Source organism: Citrobacter sp. U14242 (assembly GCF_046555775.1).
Lineage (GTDB): Bacteria > Pseudomonadota > Gammaproteobacteria > Enterobacterales > Enterobacteriaceae > Citrobacter.
Genome location: NZ_JBKGLW010000002.1, coordinates 70,176 through 86,942 on the forward strand (window position 1 = coordinate 70,176; position 16,767 = coordinate 86,942).

Here is a 16,767-nt window from a genome sequence, read left to right on the forward strand (position 1 = left end):
ACTAATTACACCTTCTCCGGCTGTGGAGAAAGCTCCGACAGCATCCTGCGCTTTAGTCTTTGTCCCGCAATTGGGCGAAACAGCAAACCATTGCAGAACATATCCTATCTTACTTCAAATCGGCCTGAACCTGGTGCAGCGGTTTTGCCCACGGATTTTTCGCCTGAATGTCGGCGGGTAACGTAGACACTGCACGTTTCGCATCTTCTTTAGACGCATACACGCCCGTCACCAGAACATACCACGGTTGACCGTTACGCGTCGTCTGGTACACCACGTAGTTCTTCAGGTTCTCTTTCTTCGCCCAACCATTCAGGTTGTCGTAGTTAGAGGAACTGCTGAGCTGCAGCGTGTAGTGACTGGATGGCGCTGATTTTAACGCGCCAACATTCCCAGCACTTTTCGCACCACCGGCAACCGGTGTTGCTGTCGTTGGTGCAGGTGTTGCAGTCTGCTGAGCTGGCGCGGTGCTTGCCGTTGCTTTTGGCTCAGTTGACGCTTTCGGTGTAGCGGTTACCACTGGCGCTTTCGTTGTTGTCGTCGGCGCGGTCGCGGTCACAGTCGGTTTCGCCTGAGCGACAGGTTTCGGCTCTGCCGGCGTCGCTCTTACCGTGGTCTGCGGCTTGCTCTTCGGCTCAATAACAGCCTGTTTGCGTTCCTGATGTGCAGCTGCAGTACGTTCTGCTGGCTCAGTCTTCGCAGTCTGACGCCCTGCATTACCATTGCGAACTGGCGCTACGGTAGCAGGTTCAGTTGGCAGCGTAGAGTTGACTACGACGTTGTTAACCTGTGCCTGACCTTGCGGCTGCGTCAGCGCATTGTTCAGATCGCCCTGAACTTCAACGCGCTGCTGACCTTCTGCTGTGGCAGGTGCCTGGCCTTGAGTCGGGGTAGAGGAAATCGGCGGCAGAGAAACATCCTGCTGCGTATTACCAGCGGTCTGCTCAGCACCCGTCGCAGGCATTGTGGTGTTCGCCTGATCCGTCGCATTGCTGCCAGAAAGATCGATGCTCTTCTCACCAGACGCAACCTGCTCGCTGGAAGAGGAAGATGAGGGGGCCTTCAGCGCGGAACCGATACCGACAATCAGCAGCAGCAGTACCAGAACACCCACACCCATCATAATGTACTGACGGGAGGCTGGTTTACTGACCGCTTTTTTACGCTTGCGTGGGCGACGTTCTACACGTTCTTCATCCACAACATCGTCATCAGATTCATAGTCTTCTTCAATGTCCTGCTCTTCATCACGCTCTTTACGTGCCCGCGCAGGACGGCGATCGTCGGCATCCAGATCAACATCATCAAAATTGATTTGTGGCTCATTATCGCGTTCAGACGATTGACGAGAACGACCAGTACGACGATCGCTGGGATCGGGTTTCAGCTCGTCTTCTGGTTTGAATTCATCCATTTAACACCCCACTCAAAGGTTAATGCTTACGACTTTGCACATAACCTGAAGCTAAAAGACTTACGCTTTACAACGCAAGCCTGACCTTTCTTGTTGTTACGCCTGCTGGCAATCAGCAATCGCGTTAAGAACCACCTCATGCGACACTCCGCCGCGTACTTCACTCTTCCCTATTGCCTGCGGAAGTACTAAACGAATCTCTCCCGCCAACACTTTTTTATCTCGCTGCATGTGCGGCAAATAAGCCTGTGCAGACATTTCACGCGGCCCATTCACCGGTAAACCTGCGCGCTGCAACAGCGTAATAATGCGCTGCGTTTCAGCGGAGGTAAACTGGCCCAAACGTTCTGACGTGCGGGCAGCCATTACCATACCTGCTGCGACGGCTTCACCATGTAACCAATTGCCATAACCCATTTCAGCTTCGATAGCATGGCCAAACGTGTGTCCCAGATTCAGTAAAGCACGTAAGCCCATTTCGCGCTCGTCCGCTGCGACAACTTCTGCTTTCAGCTCACAACAACGGCGAATACAGTACGCCATTGCCGGACCATCCAGACGTAATAATGCGTCCAGATTGTCTTCCAGCCAGCTGAAAAATTCACCGTCAAGGATGATGCCGTATTTGATCACTTCCGCCAGGCCCGATGCCAATTCACGCGCAGGAAGCGTTTTCAGGCAGTCGAGATCCACCACCACGGAGGCCGGTTGGTAAAACGCGCCAATCATGTTTTTACCGAGGGGATGGTTTACGGCGGTTTTACCGCCTACGGAGGAGTCAACCTGCGACAGCAGCGTTGTCGGGACTTGAATAAAACGAACACCACGCTGATAGCTGGCTGCTGCAAAACCGGTAAGATCGCCAATCACGCCGCCGCCAAGTGCGACCAGCGTGGTATCACGACCATGCGGTTTTTGCAGTAACGCAGTGAAGACCGTATCCAGAACCGTCAGGCTTTTATACTGCTCGCCATCGGGAAGGATAACGCTATCAACGTTAACACCCGCCTGTTCAAGTACGCCGCGAACCTTATCGAGATAAAGGGGAGCCAGGGTTTCGTTGGTCACCAACATAACCTGATCGCCCGATTTCAGCGGTAAGAATGAAGCTGGCTCATTAAACAAACCAGCCGCGATGGTGATAGGGTAACTACGTTCCCCGAGAGTGACTGTAATCCTCTCCATTACGCGACATCCACCTTAGTTACTTGTACCCGCAGACGAGTGTGTATTCAGCCAGAATTAGTTGCTTTCCAACATATGAATAATCTGGTTTGCTACGACCTTCGCGCTCTGATCGTCGGTGCGAATGGTCACGTCAGCAATCTCTTCATACAGAGGATTGCGTTCGTCAGCCAATGCTTCCAGAACCTCACGCGGCGGCGATTCTACCTGCAGCAGCGGGCGTTTCTTGTCACGTTGAGTACGTGCAAGTTGTTTTTCAATTGTTGTTTCAAGATAGACCACGACGCCACGCGCGGAAAGACGGTTACGTGTTTCACGTGATTTTACAGAGCCACCGCCAGTTGCCAGCACAATACCCTGTTTTTCCGTCAACTCGTTGATGACTTTTTCTTCGCGATCACGGAAGCCGTCTTCACCTTCTACATCGAAGACCCAGCCCACATCAGCTCCGGTTCGTTTCTCAATCTCTTGATCAGAATCGTAAAATTCCATATTGAGTTGTTGAGCTAACTGGCGCCCAATAGTGCTTTTTCCGGCACCCATAGGCCCAACCAGAAAGATATTGCGTTTCTCTGCCATTTTTTCGGTACTACTAAGACTATTCGTTAATGGTAAACCCGCTTCGCAGACACTCGGCGCAGCAGGACATGAACTGAAACCTCATAAGATATTGCGAGAGTCAGACTGAAAATTATCTCAATACTCAAGCGGGTTTGGCAACTGAATAAATCACCAAACCTTACGCATTTCTGGTCGTGGCAGGCATGCTACCCTGCAAACATCTGACCTGACGACGTGTCGTGTAGCCAAATGACGCCAAATAAGCCTATGACACACCACCGGAAAGGCGAAGCGTATTCACTGCTGTATAAGTAAAGAAAAGTCCCGACACTCAAATCGGTACTCCTTGTATGCTAAATACACCCGCACGTCAAATCCCTGAAACGTGTTCATCGCAAAAACAACGGGTTTTCATGCATAAGTTATTCTGTTGAGACCAGTCTGGGCGTGATAAAAACCACTAACTCTCGCCGCTCATCTTCTTTACCATCATGACGAAAAAAATGGCCTAGCAACGGAATGTCGCCGAGTAACGGCACACTGTCAGCTGCTGATTTATTTTTATGTGAAAAAATCCCGCCCAACGCGATCGTTTCACCACTCTTAACCTCCACCAGGGTTTCAATTTCCTGCTTATCGATGGCCAGCACTTCGCCATCCGCTTGCTGTAGCACCTGTCCGGGAACATTCTGGCTAATATGCAGTTTCAGTCTGATCCGCCCTTTCTGCAGTACGGTTGGCGTTACTTCCATCCCCAGCACCGCTTCTTTAAATTCGACAGACGTTGCGCCGCTTTCACCACTGGAGACCTGATACGGGATTTCACTGCCCTGCTTAATACTGGCAGGTTGCAGATGAGAAGCCAGTAATCGGGGACTGGCGATGATATCGAGTTGCTGTTTTTGCTCCAGTGCAGACAACTCAAGCTCCAGCAAACGACCATTAATGCGGCCAATATTAAATCCCACCCGCGATGTTGCAGTTGACACGGAAAGATCGCTGGCCAGCGTGGTGACATTTCCCACCCCCCCTGGCTGCTGTGCATCTACCAGCGACCACTTCACCCCCAGCTCACGCAAACTTTTTTCATTAATCGTGACGATGTGCGCCGCCAGTTCGACCTGTTCTACGGGCAAGTCCATTTGCGCCACCCACTGTTCCAGTATGTTTAGCGCAACCGCGTTGTCACGCAGCAGCAGGCGGTTGGTACGCTTATCGACCGTTATACTTCCTTTAGTACTCAGCAGTTTTTCACCGGCTTTTGCCAACTCAGTGGCATCCGCGTATAGCAAGATTATGTTGCGCTGTTCCAGCGGCAAACCGGCCTGAATCCGCGCTTGTTCACTCTCCAGGCGAGCTGCATTTTCGTTTTGCCAGCGTACAGTATGCACATGCAGAATGTTTCCCTCCTGGCGTAACACCAGTCCAGCGCTTTTTACCACCGTCTGCAATGCCTGTTTCCACGGCACATCCGTCAAATGCAATGACAGCGCACCGCTCACATCCGGTGACACCACCAGATTTTTCTTCTCCTGCACCGCCAGCGCCTGCAGCACCTGTACAACGGGAACATCATCCACCACCAGCGTCACGTTTTGTGCTTTCCCGGCCAGCACGCTGGGTATAACGGTCATCAGCACGATGACTATCCATCGCTTCATTCACCTCTCCTTGTCGTTGCCACTGCCACCGTGATGGCTCACAATCGTTCCCTGTGTCGATAGTTACGCTTTGGGCTGTCACCTGAGATACCCTCCAGATGCTATTCAGAACATCTCGCTGCTCGACCCTCCGCCATGTGTGTTGACCATCCCGAATAAAACCAATTGAGCGTCCTCCCTGGATCACCGCCCCCTGATAACGCCATGCCGACAACTCAGCCATCCGGCAGAGATCCTCTGGAGGCTGAAAGGGATTGCGCATGCCGGTCAGCAGCAGCACGCTAAAACACGCGAACAGCCAGCGCTTAGTCATCATTCTGATGCTCCAGCTGTATCGTCAACAACACATCAGCATCTTCTGCACTAAGAGAAAACTGACTCGTACTCATCCCCTGTTCCGCCAGTCGGGCAAACACCTGTGGGACCGCATCCCACGCAGTTTTCAGTGCCAGTTCGCCTCCCCGTACGGAGGGCTGCCAGTGGATCAGACGTGTAAGAGAGGTTTGATATACCAATGGGGAAAAAGGAACCGGCCTCGCTTCAGTGGGAGAAAAGGGTTTCCCAACCGATGACGCCAACAGATACAAATTGCGCCATTGTTCTTGAATAGCCACGCGTTGGCGGATTAATGCTGCCTGCTGCGCCTTCCGTTGCTGCTCTGCAGGATAAAAGCACAGCAGCGCAGCCGTGATCAGGACCAACATCCAGCAGCCCCAGCACAAAAGTCGAAACCGTGGCGTCTGCGCTAACCAGCTATCACAAAGCGCCTGCATGCATACCGCTCCGTATCAGACGATAGTGAAACTGCCAGCGCCCCTGCGCATCTTGTCGCGTTTCCCCTGGGCTTCCCAATTGAAACCTGGGGTGTTTGCGTAGCTGCGTCTCCAGTCGATGAAGCGCGGCAACGTTCAGCGCCAGCCCTGTCAGCTCCAGCGTATCCTGCTGCCAGGTCATTCCTGTGAACCACGCCTGTTCTGGCAGCAACTCGGCCACTCCTTGTAAAACAGAGTGCCAGCTTCGCATCTGTTCACGCCGTTTTTCTCTTTGTTGCGCCTGCTGCCATTGTTGTTGACGCTGTTGCAGGCGCGGCTTGAGCGCCATCAGGGTTTCAGCCCGCATTTTTTCGGCATCTGCCAACAGTAATTCGACCCGATTATCTACGCGAGAAAGCGCGTAATAACCCAACGCGATACCCACAATAGCCAGTAAAGATCCACTTAATAGCGTTCCCCACCATTGCAGACAGGCATACCGCCGCGACTGGCGCCAGGGCAAAAGATTGATGGTCGCCGTCATCAGTACATTCCTCCCATCGCCAGCCCAAGCGCAACGGCAAAGTTGTGGCTTTCCGTAGGAATCGGTGGCTGGCGGACGGACACCGCATTTAAGGGATCAAAGCCACCGGCTTCACATCGCGCAATATCCGCAGGGTAAAGAGATAATGCCGCAGCAAGCGCGCCGATATCGTCAATTTCCCCCGTCGATTTACGCCCCCATGCCGTGCGACTCGCCCAGAGCCACTGGGTATCGTCGCGCCATGCCAGACACGATTGATGCACGGGTAAATAAGGAATTAATCGCTGCAAGGCGCTGGCATCCGGCGTAATGGCCGTAACCTGTACTTTCAGGGGATGCATCAGTGTCAGGAGTGCCGATATTTCTTTGCTTTGTGCTGCAGTCACGTTGAACGCCGGGCTTAGCGCGTCTTCGCTATAATCAAAATGCAGCGCATCCGGCTCCATATCCAGTTCACGAGCCATTGCCCCGGACAACCATGCCGTTTGCTCTGGTTCGCGCAGGATCATTGCAGGACGGGGCAACTTTTTTTGTAACGTCCTGTTGGCAGGAAAAGAAAGGTGGATATGGTGCCTGTACGGTAGCTCACGGCTCCACGGCTGGAGCACCGCCGCAAGCTGTTCCGGCTCACGAATGTGACCATCGACGACAACCTGATGTGCCAGCGGCATACGCCACCAGCGGTGTAGGACCCAACCGGACGCGTCACGAACGATAGCGACAGCCAGCACGTCATGTTGCTGAATATGCAGACCAATTTCCCATATACGAAAAGCCATTGCTGATGATCTCCTTATCACCCGTTGCTTCAACGGGTATATCAATGCGTCTGGCTTGCCTTTATACTACCGCGCGTTTGTTTATAAACTGCCCAAATGCCACTAAATGGGAAATCTCCAGTGAAGTTCGTAAAGTATTTATTAATCCTTGCAGTATGTTGCATCCTGCTGGGAGCAGGCTCGATCTATGGCCTCTATCGCTATATCGAGCCACAATTACCTGACGTCGCGACGCTAAAAGATGTGCGTCTGCAGATCCCAATGCAGGTTTACAGTGCTGACGGCGAACTCATCGCGCAGTATGGCGAGAAACGTCGAATTCCGGTCACACTGGATCAAATGCCGCCGGTAATGGTTAAAGCCTTTATCGCTACAGAAGACAGCCGATTCTATGAGCACCACGGGGTGGACCCGGTGGGGATCTTCCGTGCAGCCAGCGTCGCATTGTTCTCCGGCCACGCCTCACAAGGGGCAAGTACCATTACCCAGCAGTTGGCAAGAAACTTCTTCCTGAGTCCGGAACGTACGCTGATGCGTAAGATTAAAGAAGTGTTCCTGGCTATCCGTATTGAGCAATTGCTGAGTAAAGACGAGATCCTCGAGCTTTATCTGAACAAGATCTACCTGGGGTATCGCGCCTATGGCGTGGGTGCTGCCGCGCAGGTCTATTTCGGGAAGACAGTTGATCAACTCAGCTTAAGTGAAATCGCGGTGATCGCCGGTTTGCCAAAAGCACCCTCGACCTTCAACCCGCTCTATTCGATGGACCGGGCAACTGCGCGACGTAACGTTGTACTGTCGCGTATGTTGAGCGAAAACTACATTACCCAGGCCCAATACGATCAGGCGCGTAGTGAAGCGATCGATGCCAACTATCACGCGCCGGAAATCGCTTTCTCAGCACCTTATCTGTCTGAGATGGTGCGCCAGGAGATGTATAACCGCTATGGCGAGAAAGCCTATGAAGACGGGTATCGCATCACCACCACCATTACGCGCAAAGTCCAGCAGGCCGCCCAGCAGGCGGTACGTAACAATGTCATGGATTACGACATGCGCCACGGCTACCGCGGCCCATCAAACGTCCTGTGGAAAGTCGGTGAAGCCAGTTGGGATAGCAAGAAAATCACCGATACGCTGAAAGCGCTACCGACCTATGGCCCACTGCTGCCCGCGGTTGTCACCAGCGCCAACCCGCAGGAAGCGACCGCTGCGTTGGCGGATGGAACATCGGTCTCATTACGTATGGAAGGTATGCGCTGGGCGCGTCCTTATCGTTCCGATACACAGCAAGGCCCGACGCCACGTAAAGTCACCGATGTGGTTCAGGCCGGTCAGCAAATCTGGGTACGCCAGGTTGGCGACGCCTGGTGGCTGGCACAAGTGCCGGACGTTAACTCCGCACTGGTTTCGATTAATCCGCAAAACGGCGCAGTGCTGGCACTGGTGGGTGGTTTTGATTTCAACCAGAGCAAATTTAACCGTGCGACCCAGGCATTACGCCAGGTGGGTTCGAACATCAAACCCTTCCTCTATACCGCCGCGATGGATAAAGGCCTGACGCTGGCAAGTATGCTGAATGATGTACCGATTTCCCGTTGGGATGCCGGTGCAGGTTCTGACTGGCAGCCGAAAAACTCACCGCCGCAATATGCTGGCCCTATCCGCTTACGTCAGGGGCTGGGTCAGTCGAAAAACGTGGTGATGGTTCGTGCCATGCGCGCAATGGGGGTGGATTACGCGGCAGAGTATCTGCAACGTTTCGGCTTCCCGGCACAAAACATTGTGCATACTGAATCACTGGCGCTGGGTTCAGCCTCGTTCACTCCGCTGCAGGTTGCTCGCGGTTACGCGGTAATGGCGAACGGCGGATTCCTGGTCGACCCGTATTTCATCAGTAAGATTGAAAGCGATATGGGTGGCGTTATCTTTGAGGCGAAGCCAAAAATTGCCTGCCCGGAATGTGATATCCCGGTGATTTATGGCGATACGCAGAAGTCTAACGTGCTGGAAAACAGTAACGTCGAAGATGTTGCTGTATCTCAGGAACAACAGAACGCCGCCGTGCCAATGCCACAGCTGGAACAAGCTAACCAGGCGCTGGTCGCACAAAGCGGAACGCAAGAATACGCACCACACGTCATCAACACGCCGCTGGCCTTCCTGATCAAGAGCGCATTGAACACCAATATCTTTGGTGAACCAGGCTGGATGGGAACCGGCTGGCGTGCAGGACGTGATTTACAACGCCATGACATCGGCGGGAAAACCGGGACAACCAACAGCTCGAAAGATGCATGGTTCTCCGGCTATGGCCCAGGGGTTGTGACCTCGGTATGGATCGGGTTTGATGATCATCGTCGCGATCTCGGACATACGACGGCATCCGGCGCGATCAAAGACCAAATCTCCGGCTACGAAGGCGGTGCGAAGAGTGCACAACCTGCGTGGGATGCCTACATGAAGAGTGTATTAGAAGGCGTCCCTGAGCAGCCGCTGACACCACCACCGGGTATCGTTACAGTCAATATCGATCGTAGCACCGGGCAACTGGCGAACGGCGGTAACAGCCGTGCAGAGTATTTCATCGAAGGTACTCAGCCAACGCAACAGGCGGTGCATGAGGTGGGGACCACCATTATCGATAATGGTGAAACGCACGAACTGTTCTGATCAAAAAAAGGCGCTTCGGCGCCTTTTTTATTGCGAGCGTATTACCACGCCATCCTGTTCAGCCTACAGCCGCCCTTGCCCTTTCAGCCATTCGCGTACCAGGAACAGCGCACTGACATTACGCGCTTCGTGGAAGTCAGGGTCTTCTAACAGATCCATCAAATGCGCCAGCGGCCAGCGCACCTGTGGCAATGGCTCAGGCTCATCACCTTCCAGCGACTCAGGATAAAGTTCCTCTGCGACCACAATATTCATCTTGCTGGAGAAATAGGAAGGCGCCATGCTGAGTTTTTTCAAAAACGTCAGATCCTTCGCACCGTATCCCACTTCTTCTTTCAGTTCCCGGTTAGCCGCTTCAAACACGCTTTCACCCGGATCGATTAATCCTTTGGAAAAACCAAGCTCGTAGGATTCGGTTCCGACCGCATATTCGCGAATGAGGATCAGGTGGTCATCCACAATCGGCACAATCATTACCGCTTCGCGCGTGGATGGGCGCATACGCTCATAAACACGACGTACGCCGTTGCTGAACTCAAGGTCCACGCTTTCGACTTTAAACAGCCGGGATTGTGCGACGGTTTCCACTTTCAAAATCGTGGGTTTTTGTAATGATTTGCTCATCATGAGGATCTTTGCTGTGAAATCTGGGGTTATTGTGCGATATACAGCACGGTTTCGGCAATGTGAATTGCCGTTTATTTACATTTATGTAACGCACTAAAAGTTAATCCCTATTTCAAATTAAAAGTCAATAGGTTGAAATAACTCCAGGAATTTGCTGATATTCCATTTTTGGTGATTTTGCTATTATTCGCATTTATTGGGCTGTACTTAAAGATGCTCAAGTTCAACTCCACACTTGCCGATAGCCAACCACAGAATCACGAATATTGAACAGGGTGCGACTGACCACGCCTGACAGACTAAGTAAGATGGGGAAAGCATGAGCACCATTCTGATTTTTTTAGCTGCTTTGCTGGCCTGCTCATTGCTTGCAGGGTGGCGATTCAGATCAAAATTCAGACAACAAAAATTACCGTTAAGCAACGTCTTCTCTGACGCGTCTAAGCGTAAACTCACACCCGAAGAACGTGGTGCGGTCGAAAACTATCTCGAAAACCTCAGTCAAATTCAGCAGGTGCCTGGCCCAACAGGTGCCAGTTCGGCACCGATATCGTTAACCCTGAATGCCCAAAGTAATAGCGTCATCGTACTGACGCATTCAATTACGCGCTATGGCATCACCACCGACGATCCGAACAAATGGCGCTACTATCTCGACTCCGTCGAAGTACATTTGCCTCCCTTCTGGGAACAATACATCAATGATGAAAACAGCGTTGAGCTGATCCACACCAATACGCTGCCGCTGGTTATCTCGTTAAACGGTCACACGCTGAAAGAGTATATGCAGGAAGCGCGCGGCTACGCCCTACAGCACACCGCATCGACTCAGGCATCTATTCGTGGTGAAGAAAGCGAGCAGATCGAACTGCTGAATATTCGCCAGGAAACGCATGAAGAATTTGCGCTCAGCCGCCCGACGGGCCTGCGTGAAGCATCGCTAATCGCCATATCGTTCCTGTTATTCTTTTTCTGTTTAATCATGCCAGACGCGTTCGTACCGTGGACCGCCGGTGGGGCGGTGTTGCTGCTGGCTGCGGGTCTGTGGGGCCTGTTTGCACCGCCGTCTAAAACGGCCCTACGAGAAATCCACTGTCTGCGTGGCACTCCACGTCGCTGGGGGCTGTTTGGTGAAAACGATCAGGAGCAAATTAATAATATCTCGCTGGGCATTATTGACCTGATTTATCCACCACACTGGCAGCCTTACATTGCACAGGACCTTGGCCAGCAAACGGATATTGATATCTATCTGGATCGCCATGTTGTCCGCCAGGGGCGTTTTTTATCTTTGCATGACGAGGTGAAAAACTTTCCGTTGCAACACTGGCTACGCAGCGCCGTCATTGCCGGCGGTTCGTTGCTGGTATTGCTAATGCTGCTGTTTTGGGTCCCGTTGGATATGCCGATTAAACTTACGCTTTCCTGGATGAAAGGGGCGCAAACTATCGAGGCCACCAGCGTTAAGCAACTGGAAAAGGCGGGCGTTCGCGTGGGTGACACGCTGCATCTGAGTGGCACGGGGATGTGTAATATCCACACTCAGGGGAGCTGGAACGCACAACCCGCGACACCTTTTATGCCTTTTGATTGTTCGCAGATTCTCTGGAATGACGCGCGCGCCCTACCGCTGCCCGAATCTGACCTGGTCAATAAAGCGACTGCGCTGACCCAAAGTGTTAATCGCCAACTGCACCCCAAACCCGACGATGACTCTCGCGTCAGCTCATCGTTACGCTCAGCCATTCAGAAGTCCGGCATGGTATTGCTGGATGATTTTGGCGATATTGTCCTGAAAACCGCCGATCTGTGTGCCGCCAAAGATGAATGCGTACGCCTGAAAAATGCCCTGGTTAACCTGGGTAACAGTAAGGACTGGAACGCTCTGGTTAAGCGAGCAAACGCCGGGAAACTGGATGGTGTGAATGTGCTGTTGCGCCCGGTCAGCGCCGAATCACTGGATAACCTGGTGAATACCTCTACGGCACCGTTCATTTCACGCGAGACCGCCCGGGCCGCTCAGGCACTGAATAGCCCTGCCCCCGGTGGTTTCCTGATTATCAGTGACGAAGGCAGCGACCTGGTTGATCAGCCCTGGCCGGCGACCTCGCTGTACGACTATCCGCCACAAGAACAATGGAACGCCTTCCAGCGCCTTGCCCAGATGCTTATGCAAACGCCATTTCGTGCTGAAGGGATTGTCACCAACATCTCGACCGACGCCAACGGTACCCGGCACATTGGCCTGCACCGAATCCCGGATCGTTCAGGTTTATGGCGTTATCTTGGCACCACGCTGCTGATGCTCTCCATGCTGGGATGCGCTATCTACAACAGCGTTCAGGCATTCAGACGCTACCAGCGTCATCGTTCCCGCATCACGGAAATTCAGGAATATTACGAGAGTTGCCTGAATCCAACGCTGATTGAAGACCCGGAAAGCCTGATTCGATAACACGCCCGCGCGACGGAATATGCTACCCTGTCGCGCATCTTGTTTTCCTCTGGGGAGTTTCCATGCACATAGATATTGCCTGGCAGGACGTCGACACCGTTCTGCTGGATATGGACGGTACGCTGCTCGATCTGGCATTCGATAACTATTTCTGGCAAAAACTGGTGCCGGAGACCTACGGCGCGCAACAAGGTATCTCTCCCCAGGAAGCCCAGGAATTTATTCGTCAGCAGTATCATGCCGTACAACATACGCTAAACTGGTACTGCCTGGATTACTGGAGCGAACGCCTGGGTCTGGATATATGCGCTATGACAACCGCACAGGGACCACGCGCCGTACTGCGTGAAGATACGGTACCGTTCCTGGATGCCCTGAAAGCCAGCGGCAAACGTCGCATTTTGCTCACCAATGCGCATCCGCATAACCTGGCGGTGAAGCTTCAGCATACCGGTCTGGCCTCACACCTTGATTTATTACTTTCCACCCACACATTTGGTTATCCCAAAGAGGATCAGCGGTTATGGCACGCTGTCGCTGAAGAAACGGGAATGAGTGCAGAGAAGACGTTGTTTATTGACGACAGCGAACCCATTCTCGACGCCGCTGCTCAATTCGGTATTCGTTACTGCCTCGGCGTAACCAATCCCGACTCCGGTACAGCGGAAAAACAGTATGCACGCCATCCGTCACTGAATGACTACCGCCGACTGATCCCCTCACTGATGTGAAGGAGACGCCATGAAAGAGAAGCCCCTTGTCGAAGTCAGGCTGGATAAATGGCTGTGGGCAGCACGCTTTTATAAAACGCGCGCAGTCGCCCGCGAAATGGTTGAAGGCGGTAAGGTGCATTACAACGGGCAGCGCAGCAAGCCGAGTAAGATTGTCGAGCTAAATGCGACCCTCACCCTGCGCCAGGGAAATGACGAACGGACGGTCATTATTAAAGCCATTAGCGAGCAGCGTCGCCCGGCTACGGAAGCCGTTATGCTGTATGAAGAAACCGCGGAAAGCGTGGAAAAACGCGAAAAAATGGCGCTGGCGCGTAAACTTAACGCGTTAACCATGCCGCATCCGGACAGGCGACCGGACAAAAAAGAGCGCCGCGACCTGTTACGATTTAAACACGGCGACAGCGAGTGACTGTCACCTGCAAGAGAGATGATTATGCCGCAACATGACCAATTACATCGTTATCTGTTTGAAAACTTTGCCGTGCGCGGCGAGCTGGTAACCGTTTCGCAAACCCTGCAACAGATCCTCGAAAATCATACTTACCCGCAGCCGGTCAAAACCGTACTGTCGGAGCTGCTGGTTGCCACCAGCCTACTGACCGCGACGCTGAAGTTTGCCGGTGATATCACCGTACAACTGCAAGGCGACGGTCCGTTGAGCCTGGCGGTAATTAACGGCAACAATAACCAGCAAATGCGTGGAGTGGCTCGCATACAGGGCGATATCCCTGAAGATGCCGATCTGAAAACACTGGTTGGCAACGGCTACCTGGTGATCACCATTACACCGGAAGAAGGCGAACGCTATCAGGGCGTGGTCGGTCTGGAAGGTGACACGCTGGCGGCCTGCCTGGAAGATTACTTCATGCGTTCAGAACAACTGCCGACGCGTCTGTTTATCCGTACTGGCGACGTCGACGGTAAACCTGCTGCTGGCGGTATGCTGTTGCAGGTCATGCCAGCGCAAAACGCACAGGCAGATGATTTCGATCACCTTGCAGCACTGACAGAAACCATCAAATCCGAAGAGTTGCTGACGCTGCCAGCCAACGAAGTTCTGTGGCGTTTGTACCACGAAGAAGAAGTCACCCTCTACGATCCGCAGGATGTTGAGTTCAAATGTACCTGTTCACGCGAACGCTGCGCAGGCGCGCTGAAAACGCTGCCGGATGAAGAAGTTGACAGCATTCTGGCAGAAGAAGGTGAGATCGATATGCACTGCGATTATTGCGGTAGCCACTACCTGTTTAACGCCATGGATATTGCAGAGATCCGCAGCAACGCCTCCCCTGCCGATCCGCAGGTACACTAAGTTCTGAGCCCGGCAGGCAGTCCAGTCTGCCGGGCAATATCATGCTTACTCGTCGTAGAACGTCATCTTAAGCCGCTCGCCATTAATGGTGATATCCCGCCAGACTTGGGGAGCCGAATCCAGTTGATGATTCGCCAGCGTCTGCAGCAGTTGATCCTTATTGAATCCCTCCGGTAGCCGGGCTGTTGCAATCAACACCCATTTGTTCTCCTTAACGCCAAAGACCAGACTCTCCCCATCACCAAAAGCATACAATACTTGCTCGGGCTGCCCATCCGCGTTGAGATCCTGATCCACCAACACACACGCATCCTGCTCAATACAGGAGGCGATCCGGTAGCGTTGCCCCTTTAAAAACGTCCAAAACGCGTCATCGGGCTTCTTGCTTCCCGGAGCAATCATCACCTTCGGCGCTAACTGCGTTGCTGTCAGCTCATTTACCGGATCGCGATGCCCCCGCAGAATGGCATTTAAATCACGCCTGCGCTTGCTGTCTTTGTTGAACGCATCGTCTTTTTGTAATGCTTCCAGTGCGGCGCGACCGGGTTTTCCGCTGTGATCCAGCATATACAGACTGACCTGGTCAGCCGTAATTTTCCCGCTGTAGTAGCGCCCCATATGGCTGTTGACGCTAATACGCCAGACATCAATGACCGGCGACGTCAGCAGAATCAACAGGCCCAATGTCAGGAGCGAAACGCCGAGAGTGACCTTTCCCTGAATATCGAGCGGGTTGCCTCCAGCGCGCAAAATACTCACCAGAAAGCCGAGGGACCACACCAGTAATACAAAGACCACCAATGCGCCATACAAACGCTCAGGCGTCCAGCCATACTGATGAATTCTAAGCCACATTGCCCAACCGGCAATCAGCATATAGAAAGGAGCAACAACCAGGGAAACGTTAATCAAATAACGTAATGCACCAGGATAAGGTAACGCCTCTTTGTGCGGCTCGCGCACGATGGCCACCAGCAACAGGAAGATCAGCGTCAACGTGGACATCAAACCAGCCGCTGACACGCGCTGTGAGATAGCGTCCAGTCCGGTGAAAGGCAGGGTCAGCATAAACATCAGCGCTAACAGTGCAACCAGCGGGAGTAAACCTGTGGCGAGGAACGTCAGCAACTTTTGCACCGCAGCAACCAGGCGCGACTGCGTACGCGCCAGCACCACTGCCAGTGCAGTAATCAGGCCAAGCGCCAGATAGACAAACCAGTCAGTCTCAAAGAAAAGCGTGTTGAAGAAAGTGATGCCGACCAGTTGAAACATTTCACTCCACAACAGGAGCACCAGCCAGAACAGGCCGTTGGCCACAAAAGCAATCAGCAACGTCAGCGAATTAAGCCACAGGTAGGTATAAAACTGCGGATAGCGGGCCTGTTCACGACGGGCGTGAAGTTGATATTGAATCCACGGCAAAGCCAGCATCGCCATCAACAGTAAGCGCCAACCGTAGGCAAAAAAAATGTCATCCTGTCGCCATCGGTCACTGCCCGCCACACTCCACTTCAGCCACACACTCATCGCCAGCACAACCACGCAGATCAGCGTCATCCAGCACCATAGCGCGCGTTGCTTAAATGAGACGACAGTCAGCAAAAGCGCTGAGGAGAGTGCAATCGTTACGGGCATCCCATAGAACAGCCAGTCACTGTTCTGCGGCGCGAGATACGCCATCAGCAGATAGCACACACACCCTTGTAGCAGTCCGATAAAGACCATGCCCCAGCGGGTCGTTGGTGAAAGCTCAACACTGTCCATGTCGTTTTCCAGAAAGAAGAGAAAATCTAATTATCGCATCAACTTCACAAATATGAGTATTCGTCAGTCCATTTCGGCCCCCAGCTGCGCGAGGTGAATCGATATTGTTTATGTTTGAGTTACGTTTTTTTCTTACATGAATGCGATTACACTCACAAGATCCCCGCCAAAAACACTCTCCATTAACGTTTTAAGAACATTTTCCACAACAAAAAAAGGTTTCCTGCCATAATATCCACCTCTTTGTGACAGGAGTCGCAGCGTATTCAGTTATCTGTGATTTTGCCGGATGCGTAAATCTATGAG

General features: G+C 52.8%; 15 protein-coding genes. 5 read left to right on the forward strand and 10 right to left on the reverse strand.

Going from position 1 to position 16,767, the window contains the following annotated elements:
• Positions 1 to 109: 109 nt before the first annotated feature.
• The 8 genes from damX to ACLJXE_RS03155 form a co-directional block, all read right to left on the reverse strand.
• A complete protein-coding gene (gene damX / locus ACLJXE_RS03120; protein WP_410750060.1) occupies positions 110 to 1,414 on the reverse strand; it encodes a cell division protein DamX in 1,305 nt (434 codons plus the stop codon).
• A gap of 96 nt (positions 1,415 to 1,510) precedes the next feature.
• Positions 1,511 to 2,599 (reverse strand): 3-dehydroquinate synthase, encoded by a 1,089-nt coding sequence (gene aroB / locus ACLJXE_RS03125; RefSeq protein WP_410750061.1) that lies wholly within the window; start codon positions 2,597 to 2,599, stop codon positions 1,511 to 1,513.
• A gap of 57 nt (positions 2,600 to 2,656) precedes the next feature.
• Positions 2,657 to 3,178, reverse strand: coding sequence for a shikimate kinase AroK (aroK, locus tag ACLJXE_RS03130; RefSeq protein WP_003023552.1), 522 nt, complete (start codon positions 3,176 to 3,178; stop codon positions 2,657 to 2,659).
• 404 nt (positions 3,179 to 3,582) lie between these two features.
• Positions 3,583 to 4,821, reverse strand: a complete 1,239-nt coding sequence (gene hofQ / locus ACLJXE_RS03135) for a DNA uptake porin HofQ (RefSeq protein ID WP_410750062.1) — start codon at positions 4,819 to 4,821, stop codon at positions 3,583 to 3,585.
• Positions 4,733 to 5,137, reverse strand: a complete 405-nt coding sequence (locus ACLJXE_RS03140; protein ID WP_410750063.1) for a HofP DNA utilization family protein — start codon at positions 5,135 to 5,137, stop codon at positions 4,733 to 4,735. The genes hofQ and ACLJXE_RS03140 overlap by 89 nt, the downstream gene beginning before the upstream one ends.
• Positions 5,127 to 5,525 carry a hypothetical protein gene (locus ACLJXE_RS03145; RefSeq protein ID WP_410750064.1) on the reverse strand — a complete coding sequence of 133 codons (399 nt, stop codon included), beginning with the start codon at positions 5,523 to 5,525 and terminating at the stop codon, positions 5,127 to 5,129. Before ACLJXE_RS03145 ends, ACLJXE_RS03140 begins: the two co-directional genes overlap by 11 nt.
• A gap of 52 nt (positions 5,526 to 5,577) precedes the next feature.
• Positions 5,578 to 6,117, reverse strand: a complete 540-nt coding sequence (locus tag ACLJXE_RS03150; RefSeq protein ID WP_410750065.1) for a PilN domain-containing protein — start codon at positions 6,115 to 6,117, stop codon at positions 5,578 to 5,580.
• Complete coding sequence (locus ACLJXE_RS03155) at positions 6,117 to 6,896, reverse strand: DNA utilization protein HofM (RefSeq protein ID WP_410750066.1); 780 nt, start codon at positions 6,894 to 6,896, stop codon at positions 6,117 to 6,119. Before ACLJXE_RS03155 ends, ACLJXE_RS03150 begins: the two co-directional genes overlap by 1 nt.
• 120 nt (positions 6,897 to 7,016) lie before the next feature.
• Between ACLJXE_RS03155 and mrcA the strand changes: the two genes are divergently transcribed.
• On the forward strand, positions 7,017 to 9,569 hold the full coding sequence (gene mrcA, locus ACLJXE_RS03160) for a peptidoglycan glycosyltransferase/peptidoglycan DD-transpeptidase MrcA (RefSeq protein ID WP_271441396.1): 2,553 nt from the start codon (positions 7,017 to 7,019) through the stop codon (positions 9,567 to 9,569).
• A gap of 63 nt (positions 9,570 to 9,632) precedes the next feature.
• On the opposite strand, the gene nudE is transcribed toward mrcA, so the two are convergent.
• Positions 9,633 to 10,193 carry an ADP compounds hydrolase NudE gene (nudE, locus tag ACLJXE_RS03165; RefSeq protein ID WP_410750251.1) on the reverse strand — a complete coding sequence of 187 codons (561 nt, stop codon included), beginning with the start codon at positions 10,191 to 10,193 and terminating at the stop codon, positions 9,633 to 9,635.
• Between the two features lie 322 nt (positions 10,194 to 10,515).
• Between nudE and igaA the strand changes: the two genes are divergently transcribed.
• The 4 genes from igaA (at position 10,516) to hslO (ending at position 14,697) form a co-directional block, all read left to right on the forward strand.
• On the forward strand, positions 10,516 to 12,651 hold the full coding sequence (igaA, locus tag ACLJXE_RS03170) for an intracellular growth attenuator protein IgaA (protein WP_286629826.1): 2,136 nt from the start codon (positions 10,516 to 10,518) through the stop codon (positions 12,649 to 12,651).
• Positions 12,652 to 12,713: 62 nt separating this feature from the next.
• A complete protein-coding gene (yrfG, locus tag ACLJXE_RS03175; RefSeq protein WP_048213552.1) occupies positions 12,714 to 13,382 on the forward strand; it encodes a GMP/IMP nucleotidase in 669 nt (222 codons plus the stop codon).
• Positions 13,383 to 13,392: 10 nt separating this feature from the next.
• Entirely contained in the window at positions 13,393 to 13,794 is a 402-nt protein-coding gene (hslR, locus tag ACLJXE_RS03180) for a ribosome-associated heat shock protein Hsp15 (protein ID WP_271441393.1), read from the forward strand.
• A gap of 24 nt (positions 13,795 to 13,818) precedes the next feature.
• Positions 13,819 to 14,697 (forward strand): Hsp33 family molecular chaperone HslO, encoded by an 879-nt coding sequence (hslO, locus tag ACLJXE_RS03185; protein WP_286629828.1) that lies wholly within the window; start codon positions 13,819 to 13,821, stop codon positions 14,695 to 14,697.
• A 45-nt stretch (positions 14,698 to 14,742) separates the two neighbouring features.
• Here hslO and ACLJXE_RS03190 read toward each other — a convergent pair whose 3' ends face one another.
• The gene (locus tag ACLJXE_RS03190) at positions 14,743 to 16,461 is read right to left on the reverse strand and encodes a DUF4153 domain-containing protein (protein ID WP_410750067.1); all 1,719 of its coding nucleotides are present in this window, start codon (positions 16,459 to 16,461) and stop codon (positions 14,743 to 14,745) included.
• Positions 16,462 to 16,767 lie beyond the last annotated feature (306 nt).